Annotated in this window: 23 protein-coding genes and 2 tRNA genes; 9 read left to right on the top strand and 16 right to left on the bottom strand. The window is 56.6% G+C overall.

All coding sequences use genetic code 11. The features are described 5' to 3' along the window. Positions 1-105: 105 nt before the first annotated feature. Together B5E43_RS09940 and B5E43_RS15520 are read right to left on the bottom strand one after the other, a co-directional pair. On the bottom strand, positions 106-1,161 hold the full coding sequence (locus B5E43_RS09940) for a DUF4179 domain-containing protein (RefSeq protein WP_087396298.1): 1,056 nt from the start codon (positions 1,159-1,161) through the stop codon (positions 106-108). Continuing rightward, positions 1,151-1,264 (bottom strand): sigma factor-like helix-turn-helix DNA-binding protein, encoded by a 114-nt coding sequence (locus B5E43_RS15520; protein WP_242964793.1) that lies wholly within the window; start codon positions 1,262-1,264, stop codon positions 1,151-1,153. Before B5E43_RS15520 ends, B5E43_RS09940 begins: the two co-directional genes overlap by 11 nt. On the opposite strand from B5E43_RS15520, the gene B5E43_RS09930 reads away from it, so the two are divergent. Both B5E43_RS09930 and B5E43_RS09925 read left to right on the top strand, forming a co-directional pair. Then, on the top strand, positions 1,211-2,227 hold the full coding sequence (locus B5E43_RS09930) for a hypothetical protein (protein ID WP_242964794.1): 1,017 nt from the start codon (positions 1,211-1,213) through the stop codon (positions 2,225-2,227). The two genes, B5E43_RS15520 and B5E43_RS09930, sit on opposite strands and share 54 nt — an antisense overlap. After that, positions 2,227-3,096: a DUF6551 family protein gene (locus tag B5E43_RS09925; RefSeq protein ID WP_087334857.1), complete on the top strand. Its 870-nt coding sequence runs from the start codon at positions 2,227-2,229 to the stop codon at positions 3,094-3,096. The genes B5E43_RS09930 and B5E43_RS09925 overlap by 1 nt, the downstream gene beginning before the upstream one ends. A gap of 43 nt (positions 3,097-3,139) precedes the next feature. Here the strand turns inward: B5E43_RS09925 and B5E43_RS09920 are convergent, their stop codons facing one another. From B5E43_RS09920 to B5E43_RS09885, 8 genes are all read right to left on the bottom strand, one after another. Further along, positions 3,140-4,396 carry a type II toxin-antitoxin system HipA family toxin gene (locus B5E43_RS09920; RefSeq protein WP_087396293.1) on the bottom strand — a complete coding sequence of 419 codons (1,257 nt, stop codon included), beginning with the start codon at positions 4,394-4,396 and terminating at the stop codon, positions 3,140-3,142. Positions 4,397-4,399: 3 nt separating this feature from the next. Then, on the bottom strand, positions 4,400-4,720 hold the full coding sequence (locus B5E43_RS09915) for a helix-turn-helix transcriptional regulator (RefSeq protein ID WP_071430674.1): 321 nt from the start codon (positions 4,718-4,720) through the stop codon (positions 4,400-4,402). A gap of 69 nt (positions 4,721-4,789) precedes the next feature. Beyond that, positions 4,790-5,413: a hypothetical protein gene (locus tag B5E43_RS09910; protein ID WP_143382989.1), complete on the bottom strand. Its 624-nt coding sequence runs from the start codon at positions 5,411-5,413 to the stop codon at positions 4,790-4,792. Next, the gene (locus B5E43_RS09905; protein WP_087396289.1) at positions 5,386-5,979 is read right to left on the bottom strand and encodes a hypothetical protein; all 594 of its coding nucleotides are present in this window, start codon (positions 5,977-5,979) and stop codon (positions 5,386-5,388) included. Before B5E43_RS09905 ends, B5E43_RS09910 begins: the two co-directional genes overlap by 28 nt. Positions 5,980-6,050: 71 nt before the next feature. Further along, positions 6,051-6,725 carry a hypothetical protein gene (locus B5E43_RS09900; RefSeq protein ID WP_087396287.1) on the bottom strand — a complete coding sequence of 225 codons (675 nt, stop codon included), beginning with the start codon at positions 6,723-6,725 and terminating at the stop codon, positions 6,051-6,053. Positions 6,726-6,998: 273 nt separating this feature from the next. Further along, a complete protein-coding gene (locus B5E43_RS09895; protein WP_227604059.1) occupies positions 6,999-8,519 on the bottom strand; it encodes a transposase in 1,521 nt (506 codons plus the stop codon). A 585-nt stretch (positions 8,520-9,104) separates the two neighbouring features. After that, positions 9,105-9,311, bottom strand: coding sequence for a hypothetical protein (locus B5E43_RS09890; RefSeq protein WP_087292822.1), 207 nt, complete (start codon positions 9,309-9,311; stop codon positions 9,105-9,107). Beyond that, positions 9,311-9,829, bottom strand: a complete 519-nt coding sequence (locus B5E43_RS09885) for a hypothetical protein (RefSeq protein WP_087396285.1) — start codon at positions 9,827-9,829, stop codon at positions 9,311-9,313. Before B5E43_RS09885 ends, B5E43_RS09890 begins: the two co-directional genes overlap by 1 nt. Before the next feature lie 885 nt (positions 9,830-10,714). Here B5E43_RS09885 and B5E43_RS09880 point away from each other — a divergent pair. After that, on the top strand, positions 10,715-11,017 hold the full coding sequence (locus tag B5E43_RS09880; protein ID WP_164475088.1) for a DUF6809 family protein: 303 nt from the start codon (positions 10,715-10,717) through the stop codon (positions 11,015-11,017). Between the two features lie 5 nt (positions 11,018-11,022). Next, positions 11,023-12,174, top strand: coding sequence for a site-specific integrase (locus B5E43_RS09875; protein WP_087396283.1), 1,152 nt, complete (start codon positions 11,023-11,025; stop codon positions 12,172-12,174). A 132-nt stretch (positions 12,175-12,306) separates the two neighbouring features. Here the strand turns inward: B5E43_RS09875 and B5E43_RS09870 are convergent. Next, positions 12,307-12,382 (bottom strand) — tRNA-Met (locus B5E43_RS09870). A 3-nt stretch (positions 12,383-12,385) separates the two neighbouring features. Further along, positions 12,386-12,472, bottom strand: a tRNA-Leu gene (locus B5E43_RS09865). A gap of 478 nt (positions 12,473-12,950) precedes the next feature. Between B5E43_RS09865 and prfB the strand changes: the two genes are divergently transcribed. Both prfB and B5E43_RS09855 read left to right on the top strand, forming a co-directional pair. Then, positions 12,951-14,072 carry a peptide chain release factor 2 gene (prfB, locus tag B5E43_RS09860; RefSeq protein WP_087396282.1) on the top strand — a complete coding sequence of 374 codons (1,122 nt, stop codon included), beginning with the start codon at positions 12,951-12,953 and terminating at the stop codon, positions 14,070-14,072. 128 nt (positions 14,073-14,200) lie between these two features. After that, positions 14,201-16,096 carry a 5'-nucleotidase C-terminal domain-containing protein gene (locus tag B5E43_RS09855; RefSeq protein ID WP_087396280.1) on the top strand — a complete coding sequence of 632 codons (1,896 nt, stop codon included), beginning with the start codon at positions 14,201-14,203 and terminating at the stop codon, positions 16,094-16,096. An 81-nt stretch (positions 16,097-16,177) separates the two neighbouring features. Here the strand turns inward: B5E43_RS09855 and mgtE are convergent, their stop codons facing one another. The 3 genes from mgtE to B5E43_RS09840 form a co-directional block, all read right to left on the bottom strand. Then, complete coding sequence (mgtE, locus tag B5E43_RS09850; RefSeq protein ID WP_087396279.1) at positions 16,178-17,548, bottom strand: magnesium transporter; 1,371 nt, start codon at positions 17,546-17,548, stop codon at positions 16,178-16,180. Positions 17,549-17,959: 411 nt separating this feature from the next. Then, the gene (locus B5E43_RS09845) at positions 17,960-18,427 is read right to left on the bottom strand and encodes a methylated-DNA--[protein]-cysteine S-methyltransferase (RefSeq protein WP_087396277.1); all 468 of its coding nucleotides are present in this window, start codon (positions 18,425-18,427) and stop codon (positions 17,960-17,962) included. Between the two features lie 27 nt (positions 18,428-18,454). Continuing rightward, on the bottom strand, positions 18,455-19,567 hold the full coding sequence (locus B5E43_RS09840) for a DUF3048 domain-containing protein (RefSeq protein ID WP_087396276.1): 1,113 nt from the start codon (positions 19,565-19,567) through the stop codon (positions 18,455-18,457). Between the two features lie 282 nt (positions 19,568-19,849). Here B5E43_RS09840 and B5E43_RS09835 point away from each other — a divergent pair, with 282 nt between their 5' ends. The 3 genes from B5E43_RS09835 (at position 19,850) to B5E43_RS09825 (ending at position 24,614) form a co-directional block, all read left to right on the top strand. Beyond that, positions 19,850-20,761, top strand: a complete 912-nt coding sequence (locus B5E43_RS09835) for a phosphate acyltransferase (RefSeq protein WP_158099018.1) — start codon at positions 19,850-19,852, stop codon at positions 20,759-20,761. Positions 20,762-21,042: 281 nt separating this feature from the next. Beyond that, positions 21,043-22,878, top strand: coding sequence for an NAD(P)-binding protein (locus B5E43_RS09830; RefSeq protein WP_087396272.1), 1,836 nt, complete (start codon positions 21,043-21,045; stop codon positions 22,876-22,878). Next, the gene (locus tag B5E43_RS09825; RefSeq protein ID WP_087396270.1) at positions 22,872-24,614 is read left to right on the top strand and encodes a [FeFe] hydrogenase, group A; all 1,743 of its coding nucleotides are present in this window, start codon (positions 22,872-22,874) and stop codon (positions 24,612-24,614) included. Before B5E43_RS09830 ends, B5E43_RS09825 begins: the two co-directional genes overlap by 7 nt. A 70-nt stretch (positions 24,615-24,684) precedes the next feature. On the opposite strand, the gene B5E43_RS09820 is transcribed toward B5E43_RS09825, so the two are convergent. Continuing rightward, a partial coding sequence (locus tag B5E43_RS09820) for a SpoIIE family protein phosphatase (RefSeq protein WP_143382987.1) occupies positions 24,685-26,322 on the bottom strand: 1,638 nt, incomplete at its 5' end.

Here is a 26,322-nt window from a genome sequence, read left to right as displayed (position 1 = left end):
CTCATCTAGCATATAAAATCATCCCATATGCAAAGCCGCTGGAATCCGAGGATTCCAGCGGCTTCTTGCATTGGTGGTACACCTACCCCATAAAACCAGAAACCGTCAGCAGGATAGCTCAATCCACACCCCACAGATGGAAATGGCGGCCAAATTTTCTACATCCAACAGGGTTTCTGGCCGGCGAACCAACCGGATCCAGCCATCCTCGGTGCGGTCGGTGCCTCCACTGCACCCGCTGCCAGACATACCGCCCATCATGGGAATAGCGGTTCCATCTTTGGTATAAAGAGTAACTTCCTGGTATTCCACACAGCCGTACCAGCCGTCCGGTGCGTTCTTGGACACCCAGTCGTGGTGGCCCTTGAGGGCGTCGCCCTCAATCTGCACATAGACGGTGAGCGGAGAGACAACCACTTCTGTGATCGTGGCATCCACGTCCAGGGTGTGGACGGGCAGGTTTGGCTCTAACCGGGTAATGTGATCCGAGTAATTCAGGGTGGTGCGGAAGGTCCAGTCTTCCTCACAGTCATAAGTACGCAGCCAGCGCTCTTCCTTCTCGTCCCACACCGTGTTGTGGTAGAGCTTGCCCAGTGTGAGCTCCATGAGCTGTCCATTCAGCGGCTGGTTTCCGGCATTGTAGTAAAGGTTGGTGGTAAAAATGAAGCTGATCTGATTATCGGTGGGGTCTTCATCCTCCACCTGCATATAGCCACCCGAACCGGCCACATACAGTTCCGGAAAGTCCGGCGGGAACCAGTCCTCAAAGAGGTAACCTTTCTCATTGTCCAGCACGGTGCCTTCCGGGGCCGTGAGGATCACGCCCACATACACGGTATAATCATCCGCCGCGCAGTCGGTCAGCGTCATAGTCCAGCCGTTTTGGGAGATGGACTCCCCCAGCTCCACCGCGCTCTGCTGATATCCAATGCTGTTTCCAAAGTAGCTGCGCACCACCGGAGACGCCACCACCGCCGCCCCCGCTGAGATCACCAAAACCGCTGCCATGGCGGCAGCAATCAGGGTGACCCGATTCCACCGGCGGGGTTTCCGGGAGGCCTGTGGGACCTGTTTGGCCTGCAGAGCATGGATCAAGGCTTCTTTGCTCTCCTTTGTCAGCCGGATTTGTTCCAGTTCTTTTCGGTATTGCTCATACTTCATAGCAAGTTCCCTCCAGTTGTTCCCGTAATTTTATTCTTGCCCGGGCCAGATGGGTACTGACCAGCCCCGCACTACAGCCCAGAAGCTGGGCAATTTCCTGCACCCCATATCCTTCATAGTACCGCAAGTACAGCACCCTAACATCGATCCGGAATTCAAAAACTTGATTCGTCCACTTCGCCGGGAGGAATACCGGCAACTGGAGCTGAATCTGGTCATGGAAGGATGCCGGGAAGATATCATCGCATGGAATGATACCATCGTCGACGGTCATAATCGCTATGAAATATGCAATAAAATGCGCATTCCTTATGGAGTCAAGGAGCTGGATTTTCCAAGCAGAGATGCTACCATCGCCTGGATCTGTGCGAACCAACTTGGGCGCCGCAACATCTCAGAAGAAACCAGGAAATATCTGATTGGGAAACAATATGAAGCGGAAAAGAAAGTACAGCGAAATAGGAATGGCTATAATCAGTACCGTCCGAACCCCAACATTACTGTGGGGAGAGGCCGCCCAATAGATGAAGAGAGTGGCCGGCGAACAGCAGCCCGGCTGGGAAGGAAGTATCATGTGTCCGGCGCAACCGTACAGAAACATGCGAAATACAGTGCAGCATTAGATACCATTGAACAAAATGCTCCTGAGCTTGTTCCGCACATTCTTTCCGGGGCATATAAGATTTCTTTCGAAAATATCGTTGCTCTATCAGAAATGGAACCCGAAGAATTGAAAGCACTTAGTAAAAAAATCGGAAAAAATCCCTTTGCTTTTGCTCGTTACAGTGAATCGAGACGATGCCTTTATTCCGACGCTTCTGCCAAGCCCGGTACAGCGGCGGCAGAGCAGCCGGCAATCAAGACGATGCCCGCCTATGACCCGGATGCGGAAGTTGCTGGACTTACTCTTACGATCCCCTCCTGGATGAGCTCCATCGACCGGACAAAGTCCATGGCACATTTGGAAGCGATCTCACCTGCTGCCAGACAAAACCTCTTGGCGGCGTTGACTGAATTAGAAGGAAAAATCCAGGAAATGCTCAATGCAATTGAGGGGGAATCCTAATGGAAGATTATAGTATGTTTGTTCCCAATGTTCACTTCGAACAGATTCCCATCAAGAACCTCGTATCCAATCAGGAGTACCAGAGGAATATTTCCGAACAGCATGTGCTGAATGCTGCGGCACACTTTGATCTGTATCAGATCAACCCCGTGAAGGTAAGCCGTCGAAATGGGGTCAACTATGTCTTCAATGGCCAGCACACGGTGGAGATCGTCGCCCTGGCCTCTGGCTCTCGTGAAACGCCAGTCTGGTGCATGATATACGACGATCTGAACTACGAGCACGAGGCAGATATCTTCGCCAACCAGATGAAGTTTGTCAAACCGCTCCGTCCCTATGAAGTGTTTATGGCAAATGTGGAAGCCGGGAATCAGGAGCAGCTTATGATCAAAGATCTGGTAGAGTCTTATTCTCTTTCCATTGGCCAGGTCAGAAACTATGGCGTTGTCTGTGCTGTCTCCACGCTCGAAAATATATATGAGCGGTTTGGTTACCACGTACTTGATCGAACACTCAGACTCTGCGTAGGCACCTGGGAGGGCGATATGAATTCGCTTTCCGCCAATATGCTCAATGGAATCGCCAGATTGGTCTACACCTTTGGCGACACATTGAAAGATGAAACCTTCAAGGAAAAAGTGGGAGAAATGTCGGTCAAGCTGCTTTCGAGGACAGCCAAGGAACGACGCCCCGGTTCTATGGGCTATGCCGAGGCGATGCTTCTGGCCTATAACCGCAAATGCAAATATCCGCTCAAATGGACCAAGCTCTACGAGAAGAATGTGGGGAACAATGAAGGACTGGACATTGATACGGATATGGACGAGGATGAGGGCGGGGACTCTTTTGAGGGAGCCGCCAAAGAATAAGCAAACGGACGGTTCCGCCAGGAATCGTCCGTTTGTGATCTTATCATGGAAGGGAAAAGGCGGGGCGCATATACTCTATCGCTCCTCGGCTGAGACCATACTGCCCGGCCAACTGTTCCCAGTGTCCGGATACTGTTTTGCAGACCTCCTCTGCAGCCTGTTCCGCTTCCTGCGGGGCAAGGCCGAAATAATCGGCTACTTCCAGAGCCAGTTCCAAGTCAATGGTGTTATCATACTCACTCACATTGAGGGAAAGCCGGTCCCCCGAGGGGACTGGGTTCACATCATAGAGAGGGGCCAGCCGCCAGCCGGTGGGTGTCAGAAGAAAACCATGGTTGCGCAGGTGGTCGTCAGTATTGGATACCGCCATGCTGAACACGATCCGCTTCCACAGCTCGGCCAGATCCTGCCGGGGTGATGCCCCGTTGGCCCGGATGAACGCCGCCAGATCCAGATAGCTGCTTCCGTCCGCTGCAGAGGCTCCATCGGTCTTGCCCAGCAGGGTCATGGCGGAGGCGAAGTGGATGCGACGGCTACCGTTTCGGTCAAATCGCTTGACGAGAAAGGTACTGCCGGTCTTGGAGAACGTCTCCAATTTGGATTCCGGAACATCCAGTCCGCAGAGCCGTGCCAGGTCATGGACGACCTTCTCCCACGCGCCGCTGTTATATTCATCATGCTTGGAAGGGAACTTGGCGATCCACAAGGCACCATCTGTGGCCTGCACCGTAGCTTTGGGTCTTGCGCCTCCCAAGGAGGAGCCGGGGGCCAGAAGCTCACGCAGCCATTTTTCATTCAGGCCGCTCTCATCGTTCTCGAAAGCGATAGAGGCGTTTTCCAGCGTCCGAAGGTTTACCCAAGGAGGCGTCGCAAACGCTTTATCGTTCGAAAGAAATTCGCCCCCTTCTTCCAAGCTGAACCGCAGCGCACCCATACGGGATTCATCGTAGACCCCCAACAGGAAGTCGCTCTCGGTGAGCTTACGGGGCTTGCGGTCCTCTTTGCGAGCGTCGATGGCCTCCTTGCGCTTCATCAGCAGGCGTCCCCAGCGATCCGGGCAGGAGTCGGAAAACAGGCCAAAGAGCTGTTTGTTCAGCGGCACATACTGCCGCCCGCGGTAGAGAGCCAGATCCGGGTCCAGCGAGAAGGAACTCTCGGCGGATGACAGCCAGGCCGGATCATACTCAAAGGAAAAAGTCTCCTGTCCACGGACAAAGCCGCAGCGTAGCCGCCCCAGCAGGGTGGGTGCCTCTCCACGCCAATTTTCATATACATAGATGGTCTTTTCGTCCTGCGCCATGGGCTACTCTCCTTTCTTGGGCGCCCGCCGTCTGGTGGGCAGCGCCAGATCTTGCAGTTTCCTGCCGAATTCATCATCTTTTGCAATAAGCAGCAGGTCGCTGTCCATATTGTTTAATGCGTGCAACACAGCGGCATAGGAGCCGATGGATACCGTAGGGGTGCCTTTCTCAATGGATATAAGAGTGGCTCGGCTGATCCCGGCACGCTCTGCTACCAATTCCAGGCTTAACTTCCTGCGCAGGCGGGCCAGGCGGATCTGCTCACCCATCTGTGCCAGGATCTCCCGTGTTTGCGGCATGATGACCGCAGCTTTTTTTGCCATGCACAATCGCCTCCTAACATAAATTATATTATATTATTTTGGCGATTATGTCAATTATATTTGAAGTTATCAACTTTCTTTTTTCAGGCCTTCTTCGATGAGATACCCTCCTCCGAAGATAATGTCCAGTCTCCCGTCGGGATACACCTTCACACACTCAATCATTTGGTGGACGATGGTATCGTCGTACTCCATCTTTTTGGATGCTCGGTCGGCGATGATCTGCTGTAGTTGAAGGATTCGGCTGTCATTCACCTGATCGGAAGCAAGTGCTTCTTCGAGTTTCCGAATCCGTCCTTGCAGGAGTTCAATGGTATCGGAAAGTTCCTTGAATTCAGCTTCGTGACTCTCGATACCCTCCCCGCTTTCTACACTCTCATTGATAAGAGATACCATTTTCCGATTCAGACCATCTATTTTCCGCCGGAGCAGGTCGATCTCGTCTGTGCCTCCGGTTAGACCGATTGCGTCACCAATGGTTGCCCGCATGAGTGCCATATAAGTGGCCTCGTCTTCCTCGTTGAATCGGTTGATAGCCCGGACAATTGCTGCATGGAGGGTGTCCTCATCTACCGAAAGAGATGTTTTGCAGTATCGCTTTCCGTACTTTCCTTCAAAATTCAAAATCACATCTCCGTACTTGGCCAGAAGCAGAGCGCAGACAATCAGGTGGAACGCCTCATCTGTGACCAATTCGGGGGATGCGAGATCGGCAAGAGTGATATTGCGGCCTGATAAACACTGTACAGTTCCGGCTGGATGCCGGAAAGCTGGACGGACTGGACGTCAAATCTGCGGGCATCAAACTTCCAGATCATTCTGCTCCAGATATCCTCATACGCCGTGAGGAGAAACAGCGCGGCCAGATTACGGCCTGACATTCGATAGCAGCGCGCATGCCAGTGCTGCCAGCGCTCGCGATGGCTCTCATTCAGAAAAAAGCTGATGGAGCAGCAAGTGAAATTCCTCTCTAAGCGGGCCTGAAGCTGTACCCCCGCTTTAGGGAAGAAGCAATCCCTGACGAACTCATTGAGGTTCAGTGCGCCGGCCGCGATCCGTTCATCCAGGCAGATGCACAGTTTCAGCGGACAAGGCTGATTGCGCCTGAAGTTTATACAGTATGGGCACTCCGTGTCCTCGCTGCTGTATTGGAAACCGGGAGAATACCGGCCGTGACCTCTGGGCTTGAAATTGGGCGGGGTCATCATCTGCTGTTCCATCTGGCACAGCGGTGTATCCCGCATGAAGTAGCGTGTCATTGGTGGTGTGCTCCTTTCAGTAAAGCAAAAAAGCGCCGGAGTCTTATTTCTAAAACTCCGGCGCCTGAATATTACATGATCGGTTCCTGACTGTAGGGTTCCATGGGGTGCTGCTCCTGCTCCCTTATGCGCTCCAGAGCATCGGGAGCTGCAATGGCAATCTGCTCTTGAACTCCCCGGATGCACTTTTCCTGCTCGGCAGTCAAGTCAAAACCAGCATCCAAGGTGTCAGAGCAGCACCGGTAGATTTCAACAAGCTGCTCCTGATTGAAAATTTGCTGTTTGGAAATGAGACCGGCGCGGATGGCGAAGTCCTGCTTGGCACCTACATAGTTTTCCTGAAAGTAATTGCCCTGGTTGAGACCTGTGTGGTCGAAGCTCCAATCCCATGTGACGAATTGGACGCCAAGCCGAGTGGGATGGGCAGCCAGCACGGCTCCATTGAAGTCAGCCAGCAGGCGGTAGTCATCGGTCAGGCTTTGGGCTTGTAGGGGCGGAGCCTGTTCCAGCAGCGTCATGTACTCCCGCACGGTGCAGGCCAGATCGGTGGCTCGCTCACAGGCTCGTTTCCGTTCCGGCGTCGCTACATCCTCCTGCCAGTAGCGAACGCCTCCGTCCGCTGTGATCCGGCAGAGCGGGAGACCGCCCCACTCCACGGGAAGCAATTCACCCTGCTTAGGCTGGGAGGTAAACCCCTCCCGTGTGAGTGCAATATGTAGTTCCTCAAAATACTGTTTTCGATCCAAGTTGATTTCCTCCTGTGTGTGACGCCTTTTGGGCTCTCGTTTTGATTTTATCTGAAAACAAAAAAGGCCGTGACCTTAAAAAAGTGACGGCCAAGATGTGTGGAATAGAAAAGTGGTTTGTACTACATTTTGACATTAAGGTCAAAAGGGAGGTTTTGAAGTTAGCGCAGCTAATGTTAGGCCTGTTTTGCTGCTCCAAAACAATATCATACCAATAAAAATTGCCTGCCGGCCCTCTATACGGGACGGCAGGCAATCCAATCTTCCGATTGTTTAACTGAGGAGAGGATTTTGGGCGCAGGACAACAAGCCTCTCCGGTGTCGAAGAAGTTTGTTGAAATTCATTGCGGAGATTTTAGCCCCAAAAAAGAATTTACTCGGGATAAATCCTCTCACGGGCATCTTGTCTACTTGGTACCGGTTACGCAGTATGGACGGAACCGATTCTATTCCGTTCCGAATTCTATGCCAATTTTGAAAATCAGGTGCATGCATCTGTTGCTGCTGCCTTGCGCGCTCCACAGCCGAGCGGGAAAGTGACATTTGACAGGTCGCCCGTCGCTGCTTTGCTTGGCATTCTTCGCGGTGATCACATCCCATGCAATGTTCAGATTTAAAGTAGGCCCTGATTCGGGACGTTCTTTCTGTGTAGGAGCAGCGTATTGGCGCATATCCGGCTGGACATTGCTGCACACTCTTTCCGTTATCACTTAGCAGAAAACCGCCGTAAATATCCGGTACAGCTACACCCTTTAATGCTGTATTGATGAGCTCAATATTTTTCTCTGCTGCAAGTTCTCTGCACTCCTGCCCCACATAGCCGCCATCCGCAACAATCCGCACGGTCTCCTTTTGTTCTTCTGTGCGCGTAAGATGGTCGCGAAGAAAGCGCGGGTCGGAAAATATGTTTTTCTCATATTGATAATCCGTAATCACGGAACCGCTGCTGTCCACACTCTCCACCACATTCGCAGCATACCCAATATGGTCTTTCCCTGCCTTTACACAGTATGTCGCATCCGGGTCAGTAGGATTTTGCAGGGAAGTTGTTGACGGGGATTCCTCTCCCTTCTTGCGAAGCCGTCTTCCGCCGCTTCCGGCAATGGTCTGCTCGTCCAGGCATCGGACAAGCAGACGATACTCCTCTGTTTCCTGATATTGTGCCGCACTCCGCAGCAGAAGCTGGTCCGCATCTTTCAGAATGGTCTCTATTCGCTCATTCATATCTGTGTTCCGGCAATGATACACGATGAAATTGCGGTCACCTGGCTGGCAGTAATGTTCCAGCCCTGTCAGTTTACCGATGCCTTCCTTCTTTTCGATACGCTTGGCAAGTCTTGCAACACAGGAATAGAGCAGCTCGATCCGGCTTAATTTTCGGATATTTGCCTCGATCATCAGCGAATCCATACGTTTGACGTGAGAATTGATCCCCATCAGTTTTGCGATTTTGCGGTTCAGATCGCAGACGCACTCATGGAACAAATCTACGCCGGTAGTTTTTTCGTATTCATAGCAGCGTTTCCGAAAACGGGACAAGGATTTGTCGCTCAACGGCTGCTCCTCGTAGCTGGTGGTGTGGAGAGCATACTGATAATGGATGTCCAGCATCAGATTCTCAACAATCTCGTCATCGGACAAAGCAAACAGTTCTTTTATAATGAGCGCACCCACAATAATATTGACTGGGGTATTGGGTCGTGAAGCATTTTGAGAATACAAAACTCGGAAACGTTCTTCGTCAATGGCGGGAAAAATCTCATCAGAAAACACTTTTGCCCATGACTTTTCCAAAAAGCTCCGCTCCCGTCTCGTGAGCCGGAGACTGCGGTCGAATATGGACAACTGCTGGCTTCCGTTGGCCCTGTATGACATCTTCCGCCACCACCCTGTTTTTATCTACATTATATCAAACCTGAAGTATTGTGTCACACCCCCTTTTGACCTTAATGTCACATTTTTGCACAAACCACTTTGTTCACAGAAATTTAACAAAATATTTTTCGAAGAAACTGAAATTTTTCCGTGTTGCTCACTCAAAATTGGGCGCAAAAGCCCTCAGTTTTAGTTCAAGTCCTCACCGCACGGGGAAGAGGTGGGAAGATATCTTTTTTTCGTGCAGTCAAAAATGGACGCGAAAAACCCCGAAACCGTTGCGGCTTCGGGGTTTTCCGGTGCGATATCTTTTTTGGTCGCACAATGTGGTTGCGGGGACAGGATTTGAACCTGCGACCTCCGGGTTATGAGCTGCTGTCGGTTTGTCCATCTGCTGCGGTTCAACGCTTTCCGGGCGTTTTTGGGCCTAAAATGGGCCCAAACCCGGAGGTTATATTCTCTCTGTTCCGACCCAGTTTTTCCGGTTCTGGGTCAGATTTTGGGTCAGGCGCGCATGGAGTAAAAACTCTTTTCTGCCATACGGATTACAAAATCCCGCTCATCCTCATCTGCTGTTGCAAAGTCGATATTGTAGCGTTTACAGATTTTCTGAAAATGCAGAATATATGCCAGATCCGTCTGGCTGGGAGGTGTGACAAAAGAATCCGGCCCCGCCAAATCGTCCAGCTTTGCGTAGTTTTCAGATAGCATCACAACTCCTCCTTCATGAATTGAAATAGCAGGTTTCGGGCAGCCTCTCCGTCAATCAGCAGCAGAAAGGGCTCCCTATGGCTGAATGGTATTGCTCCGAAATCACGAATATAGTGTTCCCGTATCTCTGAGGTTTTTGCCTTCAGATAAATCGTACCGCCGTAACCAGAGTCTATCGATAACTGGACTCCGTAAGCCAAAAGCGCGGCCCCAATGCCGCGATATTTGCGATTTTTCGATAAAGTTGGGTTGCTGTGAGGCGCACTTTCTATGTACTCAATATATACCAAAAATCCCTCCGGCATATTTCGATAGGCGCCGAGTCCTACAAGCTCGCCTGTGGCTGCAATTTTCAATGCGTATTTCTGGAGAAATGGCTCCTGAAGATACTTGGACATCCAACTGGTCTGCCAACAATCCTGCACGGTGAGGCGAAAGTCAGACTCGGTGGCCGGAAGGATTTCTGCTGGGACTTCCTGGCTGCAGGAGAGGTCAAATACATGATATGCAGGGTACATAGGCACACCTCTATCGTAAATTCAGTGTACCATGGAAAAGAAGAAAAAACAAGCGCACAAAAAGGGCTCCTATAAGTAAAACAAGGTGGAACAAGAGATTTTACCCACCCGCAGGTGGGGCAAGCAGAGCGCCTGGCTTGCCGCGAGCGGCAGCCGACACGATTTCCGGGCGGAAGCCCGGACCCACTTTATCTGCAGAGAAAGAAAATGCTGCGGTGCCTTTACACACCAAGAAAAGAAATCCCGCCGTGCTGCCCCTGTGCCGCCCTGTGTGAGACGATTGGATACAGGGCACCGGTGGTCCCAGCAAACCAGGATGTCGCCGCTAAGGGGCCCTTGCAGGCGAAGGACGAGACCAGAAAACGGATGTCCAAAGGACTGCCATATTTTCCATTTCAGCGCCGGATTTTTTTCTCTCTGAACATGATTCTTCCGCCCTTGGTTATGGCTGTTTCGCTGGAACCAGGGGCGTTCGATTTTAGAACGAGGATAAAGGGAGGTGGTCGCAAAGCGCCCACCTCCCGGTCACAACGCCCCGCAGTGCGGGGCGTGTCAAGGGATTGCGGGATTTCGCCTCAGCGCCGTGCTAGGTGGTCGCTGAAAGGGCTTTTTGAATTTTAGGTGGTCGGAGATTTGAGGAAATCCAACAGTTTCAAGGAGTCCCCCGCTTTTTCACCGACGCTGTGCACAGCAATATGTCAGGCATCTCAAAAATTGCGCCGCCTAAACAAAGAATGGAAGCCGCTCCGGAACTGGAAAATGCGACGCTTAACAAAGAAAAGGGCAGAAACCGGGAAATGTGAATTGTTTGATAACTCTGCGCCGTGCCCCTGGCTTTTTCTGTTTTCTGTGGTATGTTGTGTCGTTGCAAAGGAGGCGGCACATATGCGCAAAACACTGGAAGAGCTGTTCTACGGAAACCTCACCCCAAACGAACAGCAGATTACCCCGGACTCTCCGCTGCAGCAGGCCATGGATCAGGCGGAGAAATACGAAGAGAAGCTCACCTCCCTGCTGGAGGGAGAGGAGAAAACCATGCTCCTGCGGCTCCTCAACGCAGAGAATGAGATCGGTAGCACCTTGGCCCTGGAGAACTTTATCCTGGGTTTCCGGTTGGGGATGCGGGTAGCAATCGAGGCACTGGACGAGGATGACGGCAGTCTGACTGCCCTCCCGGAAGGATGGTGAGGGCTATGGCAAAACGCAGAGCCAACGGGGAGGGGAACCTCCGAAAACGGAAGGACGGCCGCTGGGAGGGCCGGTACACCGCCGGTCACGACCCGGAGACGGGCAAGGCTATCTACCGGAACGTCCTGGGTCGGACCCAGGCGGAGGCCCGGGCCAAGCTGAAGCAGGCTATTGAGGAAGCCAAGCAAATCGACCCGGTGAGATCAAAGCAGTACACTGTGGGAGAGTGGATGGACATCTGGTTCGAGAACTACGCCAAGGTAAAGGTTCGGCCCTCCTCCCACCAGACCTACCGGGGCTACATCGACAATCACATCAAGCCCAACATCGGGAAGATCTCTCTGAGCAAACTCACTTCCCTGGAGTTACAGAAGTTCTACAAGAAGCTGCTCAGCAGCGGCAGAGTGGAACGCATCGAGAGCAAGAAACAGAGCAAGGGGCTAAGCCCTAAGACTGTGCGGAACCTCCACCAGATCATTGCCTCGGCGATGAAGCTGGCCAAGGAACAGAAGCTCATCGTTGCAGACCCAACCGAGGGATGCGCCTTGCCCAAGGTGGAGCACAGAGAGATGAAAACCCTGCCGGTGGAGCAGCTGGCGTCTTTTCTGCGGGAGGCGAAAGAGAGCGGCGTATTCGAGCTCTACTACGTGGAGCTGGCCACCGGCCTGCGGCGGGGAGAATTGCTGGGGCTCAAGTGGGAGGACCTTGATTTGGAACGGGGTGACCTCCGGGTTAAACGGCAAATAGCAAGAATCAACGGCGAGGTGGTGGAAGCACCCCTGAAAACAAAAAACGCCTACCGTACCCTGCCTCTGGCAAAGGATACGGTAGACGTTCTGAATCAGCAGAAAAAGAAGGTCGGAGCAAGCCCCCGGGTATTCCCTGGCCCAACGGGCGGCCCCATGTCTCCGGACAGTGTGCTCCACATGCTCCACCGGGTGCTGAAGCGGGCGGGACTGCCAAGAGTCAGGTTCCACGATCTGAGACACACCTTCGCCACCCTGACCCTGCAAAACGGGGTGGACGTGAAAACGGTGTCCGGCATGCTGGGCCACTACAGCGCCGGGTTTACCCTGGACACCTACGCCCATGTGACCACCTCGGCCCAGCGGCAGGCGGCGGAAGCGATGGAACACGTCCTCTCCGGCAGTTTATAGTCCTGCCCAGTCCGGAAAAATTCCCGTATGGGTCAGGATCTGGGTCAGATTTGAAAGAGAAAAATAAACTCCCCCAAAAAGTTGCAGAAAACAAAAATAATCCGCTGGAATCAGGCGATTCCAGCGGATTTCTGGTTGCGGGAGGAGGACTTGAACCTCCGACCTCCGGGTTATGAGCCCGACGAGCTACCAACTGCTCTACCCCGCGATATGGTGCCGGAGACCGGGGTCGAACCGGCACGGGATTGCTCCCACGGGATTTTAAGTCCCGGGCGTCTGCCAATTCCGCCACTCCGGCAAGGGTGTGGCCCCAGCTCATTTTTAATGCTAGAGTAGTTTAGCACAAAACGGGGAAACTGTCAAGGGGAAATTTTCAAAGCCACCTCGATTAAATTTTTTGATTTGATGTACAAAATCCAGCACACATCACGCCCCGCCCCGCATATACTGATATGTAAAACCGGTTTTGCCGAGAACTCTAATTTTTAAGCGATCAACAGGAGGAACGACCCATGGATGAAGCGAAAACCCCTCTTTTAAATTTACCCCCCCGTCCCACCCCGAGAGATGATCTGGATGACTTGATCTTCCGTGAGGAAGGTTGGTTGACCAGCGACCGCTGAGAGGCCGTCTCCCAAGGGAGGCGGCCTCTTCCTGGTTTTGGGGATGTAGGCAGGTTTTTCTTTACTTTTTTCCTATATTCATATATAATAATTGGGCCTAAAATTTCAATTCCCCGGATACCGGGAGTTTTATTAGAAAGAGTGGAGGACCCTATGCTCCAATTTGATGAGTATAAAGTGAAGCTGAACAATCTGGCCCCCACCCTGGAGAAATTAGCCCAGGCTCTGGACTTAGAGGGGGCAGAACGGGAGCTGGACATGCTCCAGGCCGAATCTGCTGCTGACGGCTTTTGGGACAACTTAGCAAAAGCCCAGAAGGTACAGCAGCGCATCAAAAATCTCCAGGACAAGGTGGACGGACAGAAAAAGCGTCAATCTCAATGGGACGATTTAATGGCTCTGTGCGAGATGGGTAATGAATTTGAGGATGAATCTCTACTTCCCGAGCTGGAGGAGGGCTTTGCCGCCTTGGAGCAAAACATGGAAACCGCCCGTCTGGAAACACTGCTCACCGGTGAATATGACCGCTCCAACGTAATTTTGACCATTCACCCCGGTGCCGGTGGCACAGAGGCCCAGGACTGGGCCCAGATGCTCTACCGCATGTATACCCGCTGGACCGAGCGCCACGGCTTCACTTATCAGATCATGGACTACCAGGAGGGCGATGAGGCAGGTATCAAGTCCGCCACCATCATGATTGAGGGGGAAAACGCCTACGGCTACCTCCGAGGCGAGCACGGTGTCCACCGTTTGGTCCGTGTGTCTCCCTTTGATGCCAACGCCCGCCGTCAGACCTCCTTTGCCTCTGTGGAGGTCATGCCCGATCTGCCTGAGGACGTGGAGGTAGAGATCCGTCCGGAGGACATTGAGATGCAGGTTTACCGCGCCAGTGGCGCCGGTGGCCAGCACGTCAACAAAACCTCCTCCGCTGTCCGTTTGATCCACAAGCCCACCGGTGTGGTAGTGGCCAGTCAACAGGAGCGCTCTCAGTTCCAGAATAAGGACAACTGTATGAAGATGCTCCGCGCCAAGCTGGTGGAGCTGCAAATGCAGGAGAAGGCAGAAAAAATCTCCGACCTGAAGGGCGTACAGCTGAAGATCGAATGGGGCAGTCAGATCCGCTCCTATGTCTTCATGCCCTATCAGCTGGTCAAGGATAACCGCACCGCCTTTGAAACCAGCAACATCAATGGCGTCATGGATGGAGATCTGGATGGCTTTATCAACGCCTATCTCACCTGTGAGGCCACAGGAAACTGGGCCAGCAAATAATCCTTCCACCCCCTGCCCACTGCAGGGGGTCCTTTTCTGGACTGTGTACACTTACGGGACAGCCAATCTTACACTCCACTATCTGTACCGTAAATGGAATTTAAACAATAAGGAGTGACTACATTTTGATGCGCATCTCACATCTCAGCCTTCGCCTTCCCCTCGCCGCTATCATGGTGGCCCTTTGCCTTGTCGTTCCCGCTTTGGCGGCGGAGCCTACCGGCGATGAAATTGTTATTCTCCACACCAACGACGTCCACTGTGGTATGGAGGACGGTCTGACCTATGCCGGTGTATCCGCTTACGCCAAGGAAATGGAAGCACAATATGGCTCCGACCATGTCACCTTGGTGGATGCCGGCGACGCCATTCAAGGGGGCCCCATTGGTACCCTGACCCAGGGCGGCTCTCTGATCCAGCTTATGAACGCTGTGGGCTATGACATCTTTGTTCCCGGCAACCATGAATTTGATTTTCAGATTCCCCGGCTGATGGAGCTGACTGATCAGCTGGATGCCCAGGTTCTATCCAGCAACTTTCTCCGCCTTTCTGATGGGGAAAGTGTATTTTCGCCCTACACCATCCTGACCTACGGAGACACCAAGGTGGCCTATGTGGGGATCACCACTCCCGAGTCCTTCACGAAGTCCACCCCCGCTTACTTCCAGGACGAGAACGGAACTTATCTCTACAGCTTCTGTGAGGGAAACAATGGCCAGGATCTTTACAACAATGTTCAGTCCTCTGTAGACGCCGCCTTGGCCCAGGGCGCTGACTATGTCATTGCCGTAGCTCACCTGGGGGTGGATGAGGGTAGCGCTCCGTGGCGCTCCACCGATGTGATTGCCCACACCAGCGGCATTGACGTGATGATCGACGGCCACTCCCACTCTACGGTGGAGGGGCAAGAGGTAGCCAACCGAGATGGGGAGATGGTGCTGCTCAATCAGACGGGCACCAAGCTCTCCGCCCTGGGCAAGATTGTTCTGGATTCCGACGCCGGGACCATTTCCGCCTCCCTAGTCACCGATTACAGCAGTCGGGACGAGGCCACCCAAACCGTGGTAGACTCCGTCAACCAGGAATTTGAGGGACTTCTAAACCAGGTGGTGGCAAACAGCTCCGTATCTCTGACCACCGTGGATGCGGTCAGCGGAGAGCGGCTCATCCGCAATCAGGAGACCAATCTGGGCGATTTCTGCGCCGACGCCTACCGCTGGGCCCTACAGGCCGACGTGGGTCTCATCAACGGCGGCGGCATTCGGGCGGATCTCCCGGCCGGGGAAATTACCTACGGCCAGATCATTGACGTCCATCCCTACAGCAACCAGGCCACCTCTGTCCAGGTCACCGGGCAGCAGCTTCTGGACGCCCTGGAGATGGCCTGCCGCAATCTCCCGGAGGAAAATGGCGGTTTTCTTCAGGTTTCCGGCATGACCTACGCCGTAAACCTGGCCATCCCCTCCAGTGTGGTCACTGATGACAAGGGAAACTTCCGGTCCGTTAACGGCTCCTACCGAGTCCAGGACGTGACGGTGGGCGGCCAGCCCTTGGATCTGGAGAAGACCTACGTAGTGGCCTCCCACGACTATATGCTTCTGCAATCTGGCGACGGTATGACCATGTTCCAGGGTGCCCAGGTGGTCAAAGACCGGGTGATGCCGGACAACGAGGTTTTGATCCAATACATCCGGGACGGCCTGGGCTGCGCCGTGGGAGATGTCTACGCCGATCCCTATGGCCAGGGCCGCATTACCCTTCTGGCCCAGGACCAGGCGGAGGAAGGATCCCAGCCGGATACTCAGCCCGAACAGCCCACCGCCCAGCCGGAAATCCCGGAGGAGCCGGCAGACACCTCCACCCGCACTTACACCGTTACGGCTGGAGACTCCCTGTGGCGCATTGCCTCCCGGGAGCTTGGCAGCGGCCTGCGCTGGGAGGAGCTCTATCAGCTCAACCGGGACGTCATTGCTGACCCCAGCCTTATTTATATCGGCCAGGAGCTGACCCTACCAGCCGCCTAATCGTATTCCATTCCAGTGAAACAGACACAGGCCCCGCTCCCATCTGGGAGCGGGGCCTGTGTCTGTTATGATCCGCAAAGTTCACAGCCCTAAAATTTGAGAGGCAATTACAAAATAAATCAGCAGAGACAACGCATCCACTACAGTGGTGATGAAGGGGGCAGCCATAACCGCCGGGTCAATGCCGATCTTCTCCGCCACCATGGGGAGTGTGCAGCCCACAATCTTGGCACACACCACCGTTAGCATTAAAGTCAAACAGACCACCAGTGCTACCAGCGGCGTGACCTCTGGCTTGTTCATCAGCCAGCGGTCCACCACCATCATCTTCACAAAGTTGGCTGACGCCAGGCAGACGCCGCACAAAACCGCCACCCGCAGCTCCTTCCAAATCACCAGCAGCATATCGGAAAACTCCACTTCCCCCAGGGACAGCGCGCGGATGACCGCCACCGAGGACTGGGAGCCGGAGTTTCCTCCCGTGCCTGAGAGCATGGTAATGAAGGAGGTCAGGACCACATAGGAGGCCAGAACACTTTCAAAATGAGTGATGATCATCCCACTGAAGGTGGCCGAGAGCATGAGCATCAGCAGCCAAGGAAGCCGGGAACGCCAGGTCTCAAAGACGCCGGTTTTCAGGTAGGGCTTGTCGGAGGGCAGGATGGCCGCCATCTTCTCAAAGTCCTCCGTGGTCTCCTCCTCGATAACGTCCATGGCGTCGTCGAAGGTGATGATGCCCACCAGGCGGTCCTCTCCATCCACCACCGGGAGGGCGGACAGGTCGTATTTGGAGAACATCTGGGCCACGTCTTCCTTGTCCTCATGGGTTTTTACCGAGATGACATTGGTCTCCATAATGTCCCCGATCCGAGTCTCGTAGGAGGCCAGAAGTAGACGCCGCACCGTCACCACACCCAGGAGCACCCGGTTCCGGGTGACATAGCAGGTGTACACCGTCTCCTTGTCCAGCCCTACCTTCCGAATCCGGGCAAAGGACTCCTCCACCGTGGCGTCGGGGTGGAGGAAGACAAACTCCGTGGTCATAATGGAGCCGGCGGAATCCTTGGGATAATTGAGCAGCTGGTTGATCTGGCTGCGGGTGGAGGCGTCGGTATTGCGCAAAATACGGGACACCACATTGGCGGGCATATCCTCAATGATATCGACGGTATCGTCCAGATACAGCTCGTCCAGCACCTCCCGCAGCTCCTTATCACTCAGAGCTCCGATCAGCTTCTCCTGGTCCTCACTGTCCTCCAGATAGGTGAACACCTCTGCCGCCATGTCTTTGGGCAGCAGCCGGAAGACCACCGCCTGCTGTTCCGCCTCCAGTTCATCCAGAAACTCGGCGATATCCACCTCGTTCATTTCCGCCAGCACCTGCTTTAAGGCGCGAAACTTCCTCTGGGCCACCAGCTCCAGCAGCTGGTCTAAATCGTAATTCTCATGCACCGCGACTCCTCACCTTTCTCACCGGCCATGGCTGAATACAAAAAGCCACAGGAGAAAAGGGTACTTTGAAGACGGCACGCCGAAATGGGTCTGCCTTCTTCAAAACACTCTTTTCTGTCCTGTGGCCGCACACAAAAAAGCCAAATGGGTCTCTCCCACCCTCCAGCCGGCCGGACCGTTTCCGGTTCCAGGCCCGCTACCCGGCTTCTTGCGGCAGCTGACGTCTATTTGATACCGCCAACTTCGGTCGTCCATACCGGACCTCACTTCCCTTTCTGCAGTATTTCCCAGCGCCTGCTTGCTCTGCGGCCGGCGCTCCCTGCTCTTTGTAATTATACTATTGTATCCCGCTTATTTGCAAGGTTTCCTGCCAGATTTTCCTGTTAGAACCAGGTTAAATCTCGCCTTCACCTACAGCTGTAAATTGGCCCCCTCCAATGTGAGCAGCTGCCGCTTCAGCTCCAGCCCTCCGGCATAGCCGGTGAGGGAACCGTCTGCCCCAACCACCCGGTGGCAGGGGATGAAAATGGGGATGGGGTTGCGGTGATTGGCCATCCCCACCGCTCGGAATCCCCTGGGAGAATCCACTGTCTGGGCAATCTCCCGGTAGGACCGGGTTTGGCCATAGGGGATCTCCTGCAACGCCCGCCAGACCCGCTGCTGAAAAGGGGTCCCCTGGGGGGCCAAGGGCAGATCAAAGGCCTGCCGCTCCCCTGCCAGGTACTCCAGCAGCTGCTCCTCTGCTCCCTTCAGCAAAGGGGTGGGACGGGAGGCCACTCGGGGAATGGGACGGCCGGGCAAATATACCCGCCGGATCGCCCCTTCCTCTTCCTCCGCAGCCATCATTCCCAGGGGCGTGGAAAAGCAGTAAAATTCCATGGATGTTCTCTCCTTTTCTTCATCCATTTATTTCACAGTGACAGAGGCTGAGGTGCTCACCACATTTACATAGCTGCTCCCCACACCCAGCTTGACCGGCTGGCCCGCCTCATCGGTATAGACCAGAGGGGCGCTGTTGCTCTCCTTGGTCCAGGTAATCGTTTGCTGTACCCCATCGCACAGCAGCAGCCCCTTGCCGCTGCCTGTGGTCTTCACGGACTGCCGCCCTGCCGAGTCTCCGGCAATGGCAGACACCTTTGTATAGAGCACCAGCACGTTTTTCACCGCCACCTGCTCCTCGGTATTGCCGTCCACATAGGGCGCGCCATATTCCGACACTAGGTACAACCCCGTCTCCGGGTCATAGGTAAATACTCCGGTTTTATAGGTGGAAAATACCACTTCCAGGGACTGAGCCGGCTCCCCCTGAGCCTTCTCCCCCTCCCCCAGGAAAGAGATGGGGTAAGTATAGCCCTCCTTGTGCTCCAGCTTCACCCGGCTGTAGGTAGGCAGCAGCTCCAAAATGGTGTCTCCGGAGGTCAGGACGCTGTGTTCCAGACCCATAGTTTTTCTCCTGGTTTGGTCCCGCCAATACAGAGTCCCCTCATAGGGGCCGTTGACACAGTCCAGGGCGGTCACACCCCAGTTTTTAATGGCGGTATAAGCCTGGGGGCTCCCTCCCGCATGGAGGAAAATGGCGTCGTGTCCCAGGGCCAGAGAGACATAGTAATCCCGGGCCGAGCGCACTGAGCCGATCTCTCCCACTCCCTCCACGCTCTGGAACACCCCCATCATCCGGGTGATGCCCCCCTCTGCTGGCGCTTCATAGATGATATCCGCCTGAGACACCCCCAGCTGGGGCAGCGCCTTTTTCAAATTGTTCAGCATAATGGCCACCGGACGGTTCTGCCCGATATCCTCCGCGCAGCCCTCTCCGGTGAGGGGATTGACATAGGGAAGCACCGGTTCCGGCTCGGGCTCCGGCTCCACCGGTGCCAGCACAGACACGCTGGGCTCCTCCGGAAGGGAGGCCGAGACCGAACCATCCCCCTCCTCCTTGGGCGCACAGGCCGAGAGGGACGCGGCAAGCAGCAGGGCAGACAGCAGGGCGGTGCAGCGGTGCAGGCATCTGGACTTCATGGCGGAACCTCCCAATGGAATTTGATATCGTTAAATTTATCATACCGTCTCCCCCAGCCGGTGTCAACCGGAATACAGGCAGGTCCGAAATGGGAAAAACAGAAAATCTCCCCCTCCTTTTTTGTGATTTTGCCAGATTTTTACCTCTTTTCCCTCCTTTTTCTGTGAAAACTCTTGTGCCTATGGATGGAAAATGCTAAGATAAAAAAGCGGCAGCCGCTGTGGCGTGCCGCGGATGACCGGATGGATGCGACTGTATATGAAGTAAGGAGACGTATGGATATGGCGCTGAACAATTTCGATTCTATTGTAGAACAGGCCAAGCAGCTCCCCCAGCCCAAGCGGGTCATTATTGCCGGGGCCGATGCAGAAAACATTTTGCTGGGTGCCTTTGCCGCCCAACAGGCCGGCTTTGCCTCCCCCATTCTGGTGGGGGAACGGGAAAAGATCCAGCCCCTGCTGGAACGGCTTGGATTGGACCGGGAACCCCACCGTCTGGTAGCCACTCAGGTCGGTGACAACGTGTCCCAGATTGCCGTGGACCTGGTCAACCAGGGGGAGGGCGACATCCTGATGCGGGGCAACACCCAAACCCGGGAATTTCTCCTGCCCCTGCTGGTGCCGGAAAATGGGCTGCGCACCGATCGGCTCCTCACCCACATTGACCTGGTCACCATGCCCGACTACCCCAGAGTCATTGCCATTGGCGATGTGACCGTCACCATTGAGCCCAACCTGCAGCAGAAGAAACAGATTATTCAGAACATGGTGGACACCCTCCAGGCCGTGGGCTATGAACAGCCCAACATCGCCCTTTTGTCCATGGTGGAGAAGGTCGCCTTCCACATGAAGGACACCATCGAGGCTCAGGAGCTGGTCAAAGAGCACAGCCACCACCCCATTGCGCCCTGCCACCTGGTGGGCCCCATCGCCTACGACCTGATCATGTCCAAGGAGGCCGCCCGGCTCAAGGGCTACGACTGCCCCGTCTGCGGTGAATTTGACGGCATCGTGGTGCCCAGCTTGCTTGCCGGCAACCTGGTGGTCAAGTGCTGGCAGATGCACGCCCATGCCCAGACCTGCGGCGTGGTCATTGGTGCCAAGGTCCCCGTAGCCCTCACCTCCCGCAGCGACGCCAAGGAGGTTTCCTTCCACTCCCTGGCCTTCTGCGCCGCCCTGGGGCAGCGCTTCTGATCCTCCCGCGCTATTTTGGCCCAGTTGTCCCTGGTGGACAACTGGGCCATTTTTCTTCCAAAAAAGTGTGCAAAACGGCGACTTCCGTCCTCCAGCAGTTGACACATGCATGTCAGTATGTTACATTTTTCACAGTTCTTTTTGCGAATCATTCTTATTTTTATGTAATTTAGCCCAGAGGCCCCCTGCCTCGCCCAGGTTTTCCACTCATAAACTGTACCAACAGGGATCTCCCTCCGTTTACCGGAGCAGGAAGAATCCCTCTGGAAGGAGGATGTTTTTTGAGTCGACTATCCATCGAAACGCCAGGACGGGCACAAACCGTCTTAGGCGGCCTGTACCGGGATATGGGCCGGCGGCTGAGTGCCAGCCAGCCGGGACTGTGCCCGGTAGACATGTCTCTGAATTTCCTGCGTTTGTGTCACGCCCAAACCTGCGGCAAGTGCGTCCCATGCCGGGTTGGCCTGAGCCAACTTGCAGTTTTGATCGAGCAGGTGTTGGACCGCACCGCCACTCTGGAGACCATCGACCTCATCGAGCGCACCGCTCAGGTCATCGCTGACTCTGCCGACTGCGCCATCGGCTATGAGGCCGCCCACATGGTCCTCAAGGGTGTGCGCGGCTTCCGGGAGGACTACGAGGAGCACGTGCTCCACGGCCGGTGCATCTGCGGCCTGAGCCAGCCGGTGCCCTGTGTCTCCGCCTGTCCCGCTCACGTGGACGTCCCAGGCTATGTTTCTCTGGTGCGGGAGGAGCGCTACGACGACGCGGTCTACCTTATCCGCAAGGACAACCCCTTCCCCTCTGCCTGCGCCTATGTGTGTGAGCACCCCTGTGAGGGCCACTGCCGCCGCCGCATGGTGGACGACGCCATCAACATCTGCGGTCTGAAGCGCTTTGCGGTGGACCATGCCCAGCCCGTTCCCGCTCCCGCCCCCTTCCCCGCCACCGGCAAAACGGTGGCTGTCATTGGCGGCGGCCCCGGCGGTCTGACTGCGGCCTACTACCTGTCCCTCATGGGCCACAAGGTAACCGTGTATGAGCAGCGCCCCAAGCTGGGCGGCATGCTCCGCTACGGGATTCCCGACTACCGCCTGCCCCAGGACGTGCTGGACCGGGACATCGAACATATCCTAACCACCGGCATTACCGTACATACCGGGGTGTCCATCGGAAAAGACCTGTCCATGGAGGACATTCAGAAGAGCTTTGACGCGGTGTATATCGCTATCGGCGCCCACACGGACAAGAAGCTGGGCCTGGAGGGCGAGGACTCCAAAAACGTGGTCAGCGCGGTGGAGCTGCTGCGCAACGTGGGTGAGGGCTCCGTCCCCGACTTCACCGGAAAGCGGGTTTGCGTGGTGGGCGGCGGCAACGTGTCCATGGACGCCACCCGTACCGCTCTGCGCCTGGGCGCCGAGCAGGTCACCTGTGTCTACCGCCGGCGGGTGGAGGATATGACCGCTCTGGCCGAGGAGATCGAGGAGGCCATGGCCGAGGGCTGCCAGATTCTGCCCCTTCAGGCTCCCGCCCGCATCGAGGCGGACGAGGAGGGCAAGGTGGCCGCTCTTTGGACCCGGCCCCAGCTTATCAGCTCCTACGGCAAGGACGGACGTCCCAAGCCGGTGGACGCGGCGGAAAAGGAGTTCCGCATCCCTTGTGACTATGTGATCGTGGCCATCGGACAGGCCATCGTGGCCCAGCCCTTCGAGGCTGTGGGCGTCACCACCAACCGGGGCGCCATTCAGGCCGATCTCACCAGCGCGGTTCCCGGCGCGGGCAACGTCTTCGCCGGTGGCGACGCCGTCTCTGGCCCCGCCACCGTCATCCGCGCGGTAGCAGCCGGCAAGGTGGCTGCCGCCAACATCGACAACTACCTGGGCTTTGAGCATAAAATGCGCTGTGAAGTGGACATTCCTCCTGCCCACCTCACCAACACCCCGCCCTGCGGCCGGGTCAATCTGAAAAACCGCCACCTGTGCGACTACAAGGGTGATTTCTCCCTGCTCAAGGAGGGTATGACCCGGGAGGAGGCCGCCCAGGAGTCCAGCCGCTGCCTGCGCTGTGACCACTTCGGCTACGGAATCTTTAAGGGAGGGAGAAGTACGGCATGGTAACTCTGACCATCGACGGCCAGACCGTCCAAGTCCCCGAGGGGACAACCATTCTGGAGGCGGCCCGCCAGGCCAACATCCGCATCCCCCACCTGTGCTATTTGAAGGAGATCAACGAGATCGCCGCCTGCCGCGTGTGCTGCGTGGAGGTGGAGGGAGAGCGGGCCATGGTCACCGCCTGCAACAACCCTGTGCTGGAGGGTATGGTGGTCCACACCAATTCTCCCCGGGCCCGCACCACCCGTCGGGTCAACGTGGAGCTGATCCTCTCCCAGCACGACTGTCGGTGCGCCACCTGCGTGCGCAGCGGTAACTGTCAGCTACAGACCATCGCCAACGACCTTGGCATCCTGGATCTGCCCTATCAGACCCAGCTACCTCTGGGTCTGCGGGGGGCCTGGACCACTACCTTCCCCCTCTTCCATGACTATAATAAGTGCATCAAGTGCATGCGCTGCGTCCAGGTCTGCGACAAGGTCCAGTCCCTGTCCATCTGGGATGTGGCCAGCACCGGCAGCCGTACCACCATTGACGTCTCGGGCAACCGGGTGATCAAGGACTCGGACTGCGCCCTGTGCGGCCAGTGTATCACTCACTGCCCCGTGGGCGGTCTGCGGGAGCGGGACGACACCCAGCGTGCCTTCGCCGCCCTGGCCGACCCCAACAAGATCACGGTGGTTCAGGTGGCTCCCGCCGTCCGGGCCTCCTGGGGCGAGTCCCTGGGCCTGAAGCGAGAGGAGGCCACCATGGAGCGCATGGCCGCCACTCTGCGCCGCCTGGGCTTCGACTATGTCTATGACACCAACTTTACCGCCGACCTGACCATCATGGAGGAGGGCAGCGAGTTCCTCCACCGGCTGAAATCCGGCGGTCTGGTCCGCTGGCCCATGTTCACCAGCTGCTGTCCCGGCTGGGTGCGCTTCCTGAAGAGCCAGTACCCCGAGTTGACCAATCAGCTCTCCACCGCCAAATCCCCCCAGCAGATGTTCGGCAGCGTGGCCAAGACCTGGCTGGCCCAGAAGTTGGGCGTGGAGCCGGAGAAGATCTTCTGCGTATCCATTATGCCCTGCGTGGCCAAAAAGGCGGAAAGCGAGCTGCCCACCATGGCTACCGAGCACGGTCCCGATGTGGACCTGGTGCTCACCACCCGGGAGCTGGTGCGCATGATCCGCGCAGACAAGCTCAATCCCGCCCTGCTCCCCGAGGAGCCCATGGATTCCCCCATGGGGACCCACACCGGAGCTGCGGTGATCTTCGGCGCCACCGGAGGCGTGATGGAGGCCGCTCTGCGCACCGCCAGCTTCCTGCTCACCGGAGAGAATCCTGACCCCGACGCCTTCCGGGATGTACGCACCGGACCCGGTCTGCGGGAGGTCACCTACGAAATTGCCGGCATTCCTGTGCGTTGCGCCGTGGTCAGCGGACTGGGCAACACCCGCAAGCTGATCCAGCGCCTCAAGGCCGGAAAGGTCCATTACGACTTTGTGGAAGTCATGGCCTGCCCCGGCGGCTGCGCCGGCGGAGGCGGACAGCCCATCTCCGTGGAGGACGAGGAGCTCTACGGAGTCCGTGGCGAACGGCTGTACCAGCTGGACCGTGAGGCTCCCATCCGCTACTCCCACGAGAATCCCCAGGTCCAGGCTCTGTATCAGGAGTTCCTGGGTGCGCCGCTGAGTGAGCGGTCCGAGCATCTGCTCCACACCGACCACAAGGGCTGGAGCATGCCCAACCAACTTTGATTTCTTCCTTTTCTCATCCAAAATAATGGAACGGGGGAGGGGCCGTTTGGCCCCTCCCCCGTTCCATATTTCAGGTCCGCGTTTCAATTCGGATGACCAGCGCCGTGCGGTCGTCCGCCGCCTCCGCAGGCCCCTGGGTGATCAGTTCCCGGGCCAGGTCCTTGGGGCTGCTTCCATCAAAGCCCTCCAGCTTCTCCCGCAGCCAGCCGTCCTCCCCTGCGGCACACACACCGTCGCTGACCATGAGAACGGTATCCCCCGGTCCCAGGCGCAGGGGGAACTGGTCCATGGGCCTACTCTCCCCCTCCCCAAGCCCTGCGGGGAAGGAGGTGCCGGACAGCCGCTGCACCCCCTCCCGCTTCCGCACATAGGTGGGGGCCGCCCCCATTTTAAATAGTGTTCCCTCTCCGGTAAACAGGTCCACCTGGAGCAAATCCACCGTAGTAAACCCTCCCGTCTCTTCCCCCCGCAGGGCCAGGGCAGAGGAGAGGGTGGCCAGCGCCTGGCTGGCCTCCACTCCAGCCTGAAGGAACTGCTCAATGAGCCGTACCGCCAGGGTGCTCTCCCGGTTGGCCTCAGGACCGCTGCCCATGCCGTCACACAGCAGTACGTACAGCTTGCCATCCCACCGCTTGAAATAGGTGCCCGCGTCTCCGCTTACCGTCTCTCCGCTCTTCTTTCGGGCCGCCACCCCCGCTACCGCCATCAGAGGCTCCTGCTGCAGCAGCGACAGGGCGTCCTCCCCCTCCCGCTCCACCCGCAGGGGCACCCCCAGCATCTGGGACAGATCGGCCATCCGGCTGGGGCGGGTCAGCTCCCGGCAGCCCGGACCCTCCGCCTCCACCCGGAGCAGGCCCCGGCTGTCCCGAAATACAGCCGTGCGGATGTCCAGCCCCAGCTCCGCCGTCTTCTGCCGCACCCGCCGGTCCCCCACCAGATCGGGCACCAGCTCCCGGCTCAGCTCCGCCGCCGCCGTGCCCAGCAAATCGGACAGCTGGGCGTACTGCCGGCACACCGCCAGGCGGCTCTCCCGCACCCGGGCATTATATTGACGGCGGTAAAACAGGGCAGTGAGCTCCACGTTCACCGCCGTGAGAAAGGCGGGAAAGTGGAGGCAGCGGTCGGCAAAGTGCCGGGGGAAATCCCCCGCCTCCGCCCGTCCCCGCTCCACCATGGCGGCGGTGGCGTCGTTGAGGGCGTTGAAGGTGGTGGTATACTCCTGCTTCCAGCACCTGCCCCGGAGGGTGCAGCTCCGGCACACCCGGTTGGCCGCCCGGTCAAAGACGCTGGAGACATCGTTGTCATTCTGGGGCGCCCGGAAGGCCCCCCGCAGGGAGTCCCCCAGAGAACGAAATGCCTGGGCGGTGGCCTCCAGCTTGTCCTGCACCAGCTTCTGGGCCCTCAGGTCCACCGGGCCTGTCAGCTCCGGCGCCAGCCACACCCCCAGCTTCCGCAGCGTGGGCTGGGGGAGCAGCAAAAACAGCATGGAGGCCAGAAACACGTCGTATAAAATGGCAGCCGGGGGCTCCAGCTCCCAGGCCCACAGCACCACTCCCCCGTTGGTCAAAACATAGGTCACGGCGCAGGCCACCCGCCTTTTTCCCCGGCACAGGCCGGACACCAGGCCGGACAGGCCGCAGGTCATGGTATACAGGGGGATGCCGCCCGCGGCCAGGTCCAGGGCCGCCCCCAGGGCCACCCCGGCAAC

The organism is Flavonifractor sp. An100 (genome assembly GCF_002161175.1).
In the GTDB taxonomy this organism is placed as follows: Bacteria; Bacillota; Clostridia; order Oscillospirales; family Oscillospiraceae; genus Lawsonibacter.
The sequence above is the reverse complement of the archived record's forward strand: the minus strand, read 5'-3'. Positions and strand labels throughout refer to the sequence as shown.

What these genes read in the sequence shown, in the direction of transcription:
- B5E43_RS09940 (WP_087396298.1), bottom strand. Translation starts at nt 1,161, where the DNA reads ATGAAGTATGAGCAATACCGAAAAGAACTGGAACAAATCCGGCTGACA.
- B5E43_RS09930 (WP_242964794.1), top strand. Translation starts at nt 1,211, where the DNA reads ATGGGTACTGACCAGCCCCGCACTACAGCCCAGAAGCTGGGCAATTTC.
- B5E43_RS09925 (WP_087334857.1), top strand. Translation starts at nt 2,227, where the DNA reads ATGGAAGATTATAGTATGTTTGTTCCCAATGTTCACTTCGAACAGATT.
- B5E43_RS09920 (WP_087396293.1), bottom strand. Translation starts at nt 4,396, where the DNA reads ATGGCGCAGGACGAAAAGACCATCTATGTATATGAAAATTGGCGTGGA.
- B5E43_RS09915 (WP_071430674.1), bottom strand. Translation starts at nt 4,720, where the DNA reads ATGGCAAAAAAAGCTGCGGTCATCATGCCGCAAACACGGGAGATCCTG.
- B5E43_RS09905 (WP_087396289.1), bottom strand. Translation starts at nt 5,979, where the DNA reads ATGACACGCTACTTCATGCGGGATACACCGCTGTGCCAGATGGAACAG.
- B5E43_RS09890 (WP_087292822.1), bottom strand. Translation starts at nt 9,311, where the DNA reads ATGCTATCTGAAAACTACGCAAAGCTGGACGATTTGGCGGGGCCGGAT.
- B5E43_RS09885 (WP_087396285.1), bottom strand. Translation starts at nt 9,829, where the DNA reads ATGTACCCTGCATATCATGTATTTGACCTCTCCTGCAGCCAGGAAGTC.
- B5E43_RS09880 (WP_164475088.1), top strand. Translation starts at nt 10,715, where the DNA reads ATGCGCAAAACACTGGAAGAGCTGTTCTACGGAAACCTCACCCCAAAC.
- B5E43_RS09875 (WP_087396283.1), top strand. Translation starts at nt 11,023, where the DNA reads ATGGCAAAACGCAGAGCCAACGGGGAGGGGAACCTCCGAAAACGGAAG.
- prfB (WP_087396282.1), top strand. Translation starts at nt 12,951, where the DNA reads ATGCTCCAATTTGATGAGTATAAAGTGAAGCTGAACAATCTGGCCCCC.
- B5E43_RS09855 (WP_087396280.1), top strand. Translation starts at nt 14,201, where the DNA reads ATGCGCATCTCACATCTCAGCCTTCGCCTTCCCCTCGCCGCTATCATG.
- B5E43_RS09845 (WP_087396277.1), bottom strand. Translation starts at nt 18,427, where the DNA reads ATGGAATTTTACTGCTTTTCCACGCCCCTGGGAATGATGGCTGCGGAG.
- B5E43_RS09840 (WP_087396276.1), bottom strand. Translation starts at nt 19,567, where the DNA reads ATGAAGTCCAGATGCCTGCACCGCTGCACCGCCCTGCTGTCTGCCCTG.
- B5E43_RS09835 (WP_158099018.1), top strand. Translation starts at nt 19,850, where the DNA reads ATGGCGCTGAACAATTTCGATTCTATTGTAGAACAGGCCAAGCAGCTC.
- B5E43_RS09825 (WP_087396270.1), top strand. Translation starts at nt 22,872, where the DNA reads ATGGTAACTCTGACCATCGACGGCCAGACCGTCCAAGTCCCCGAGGGG.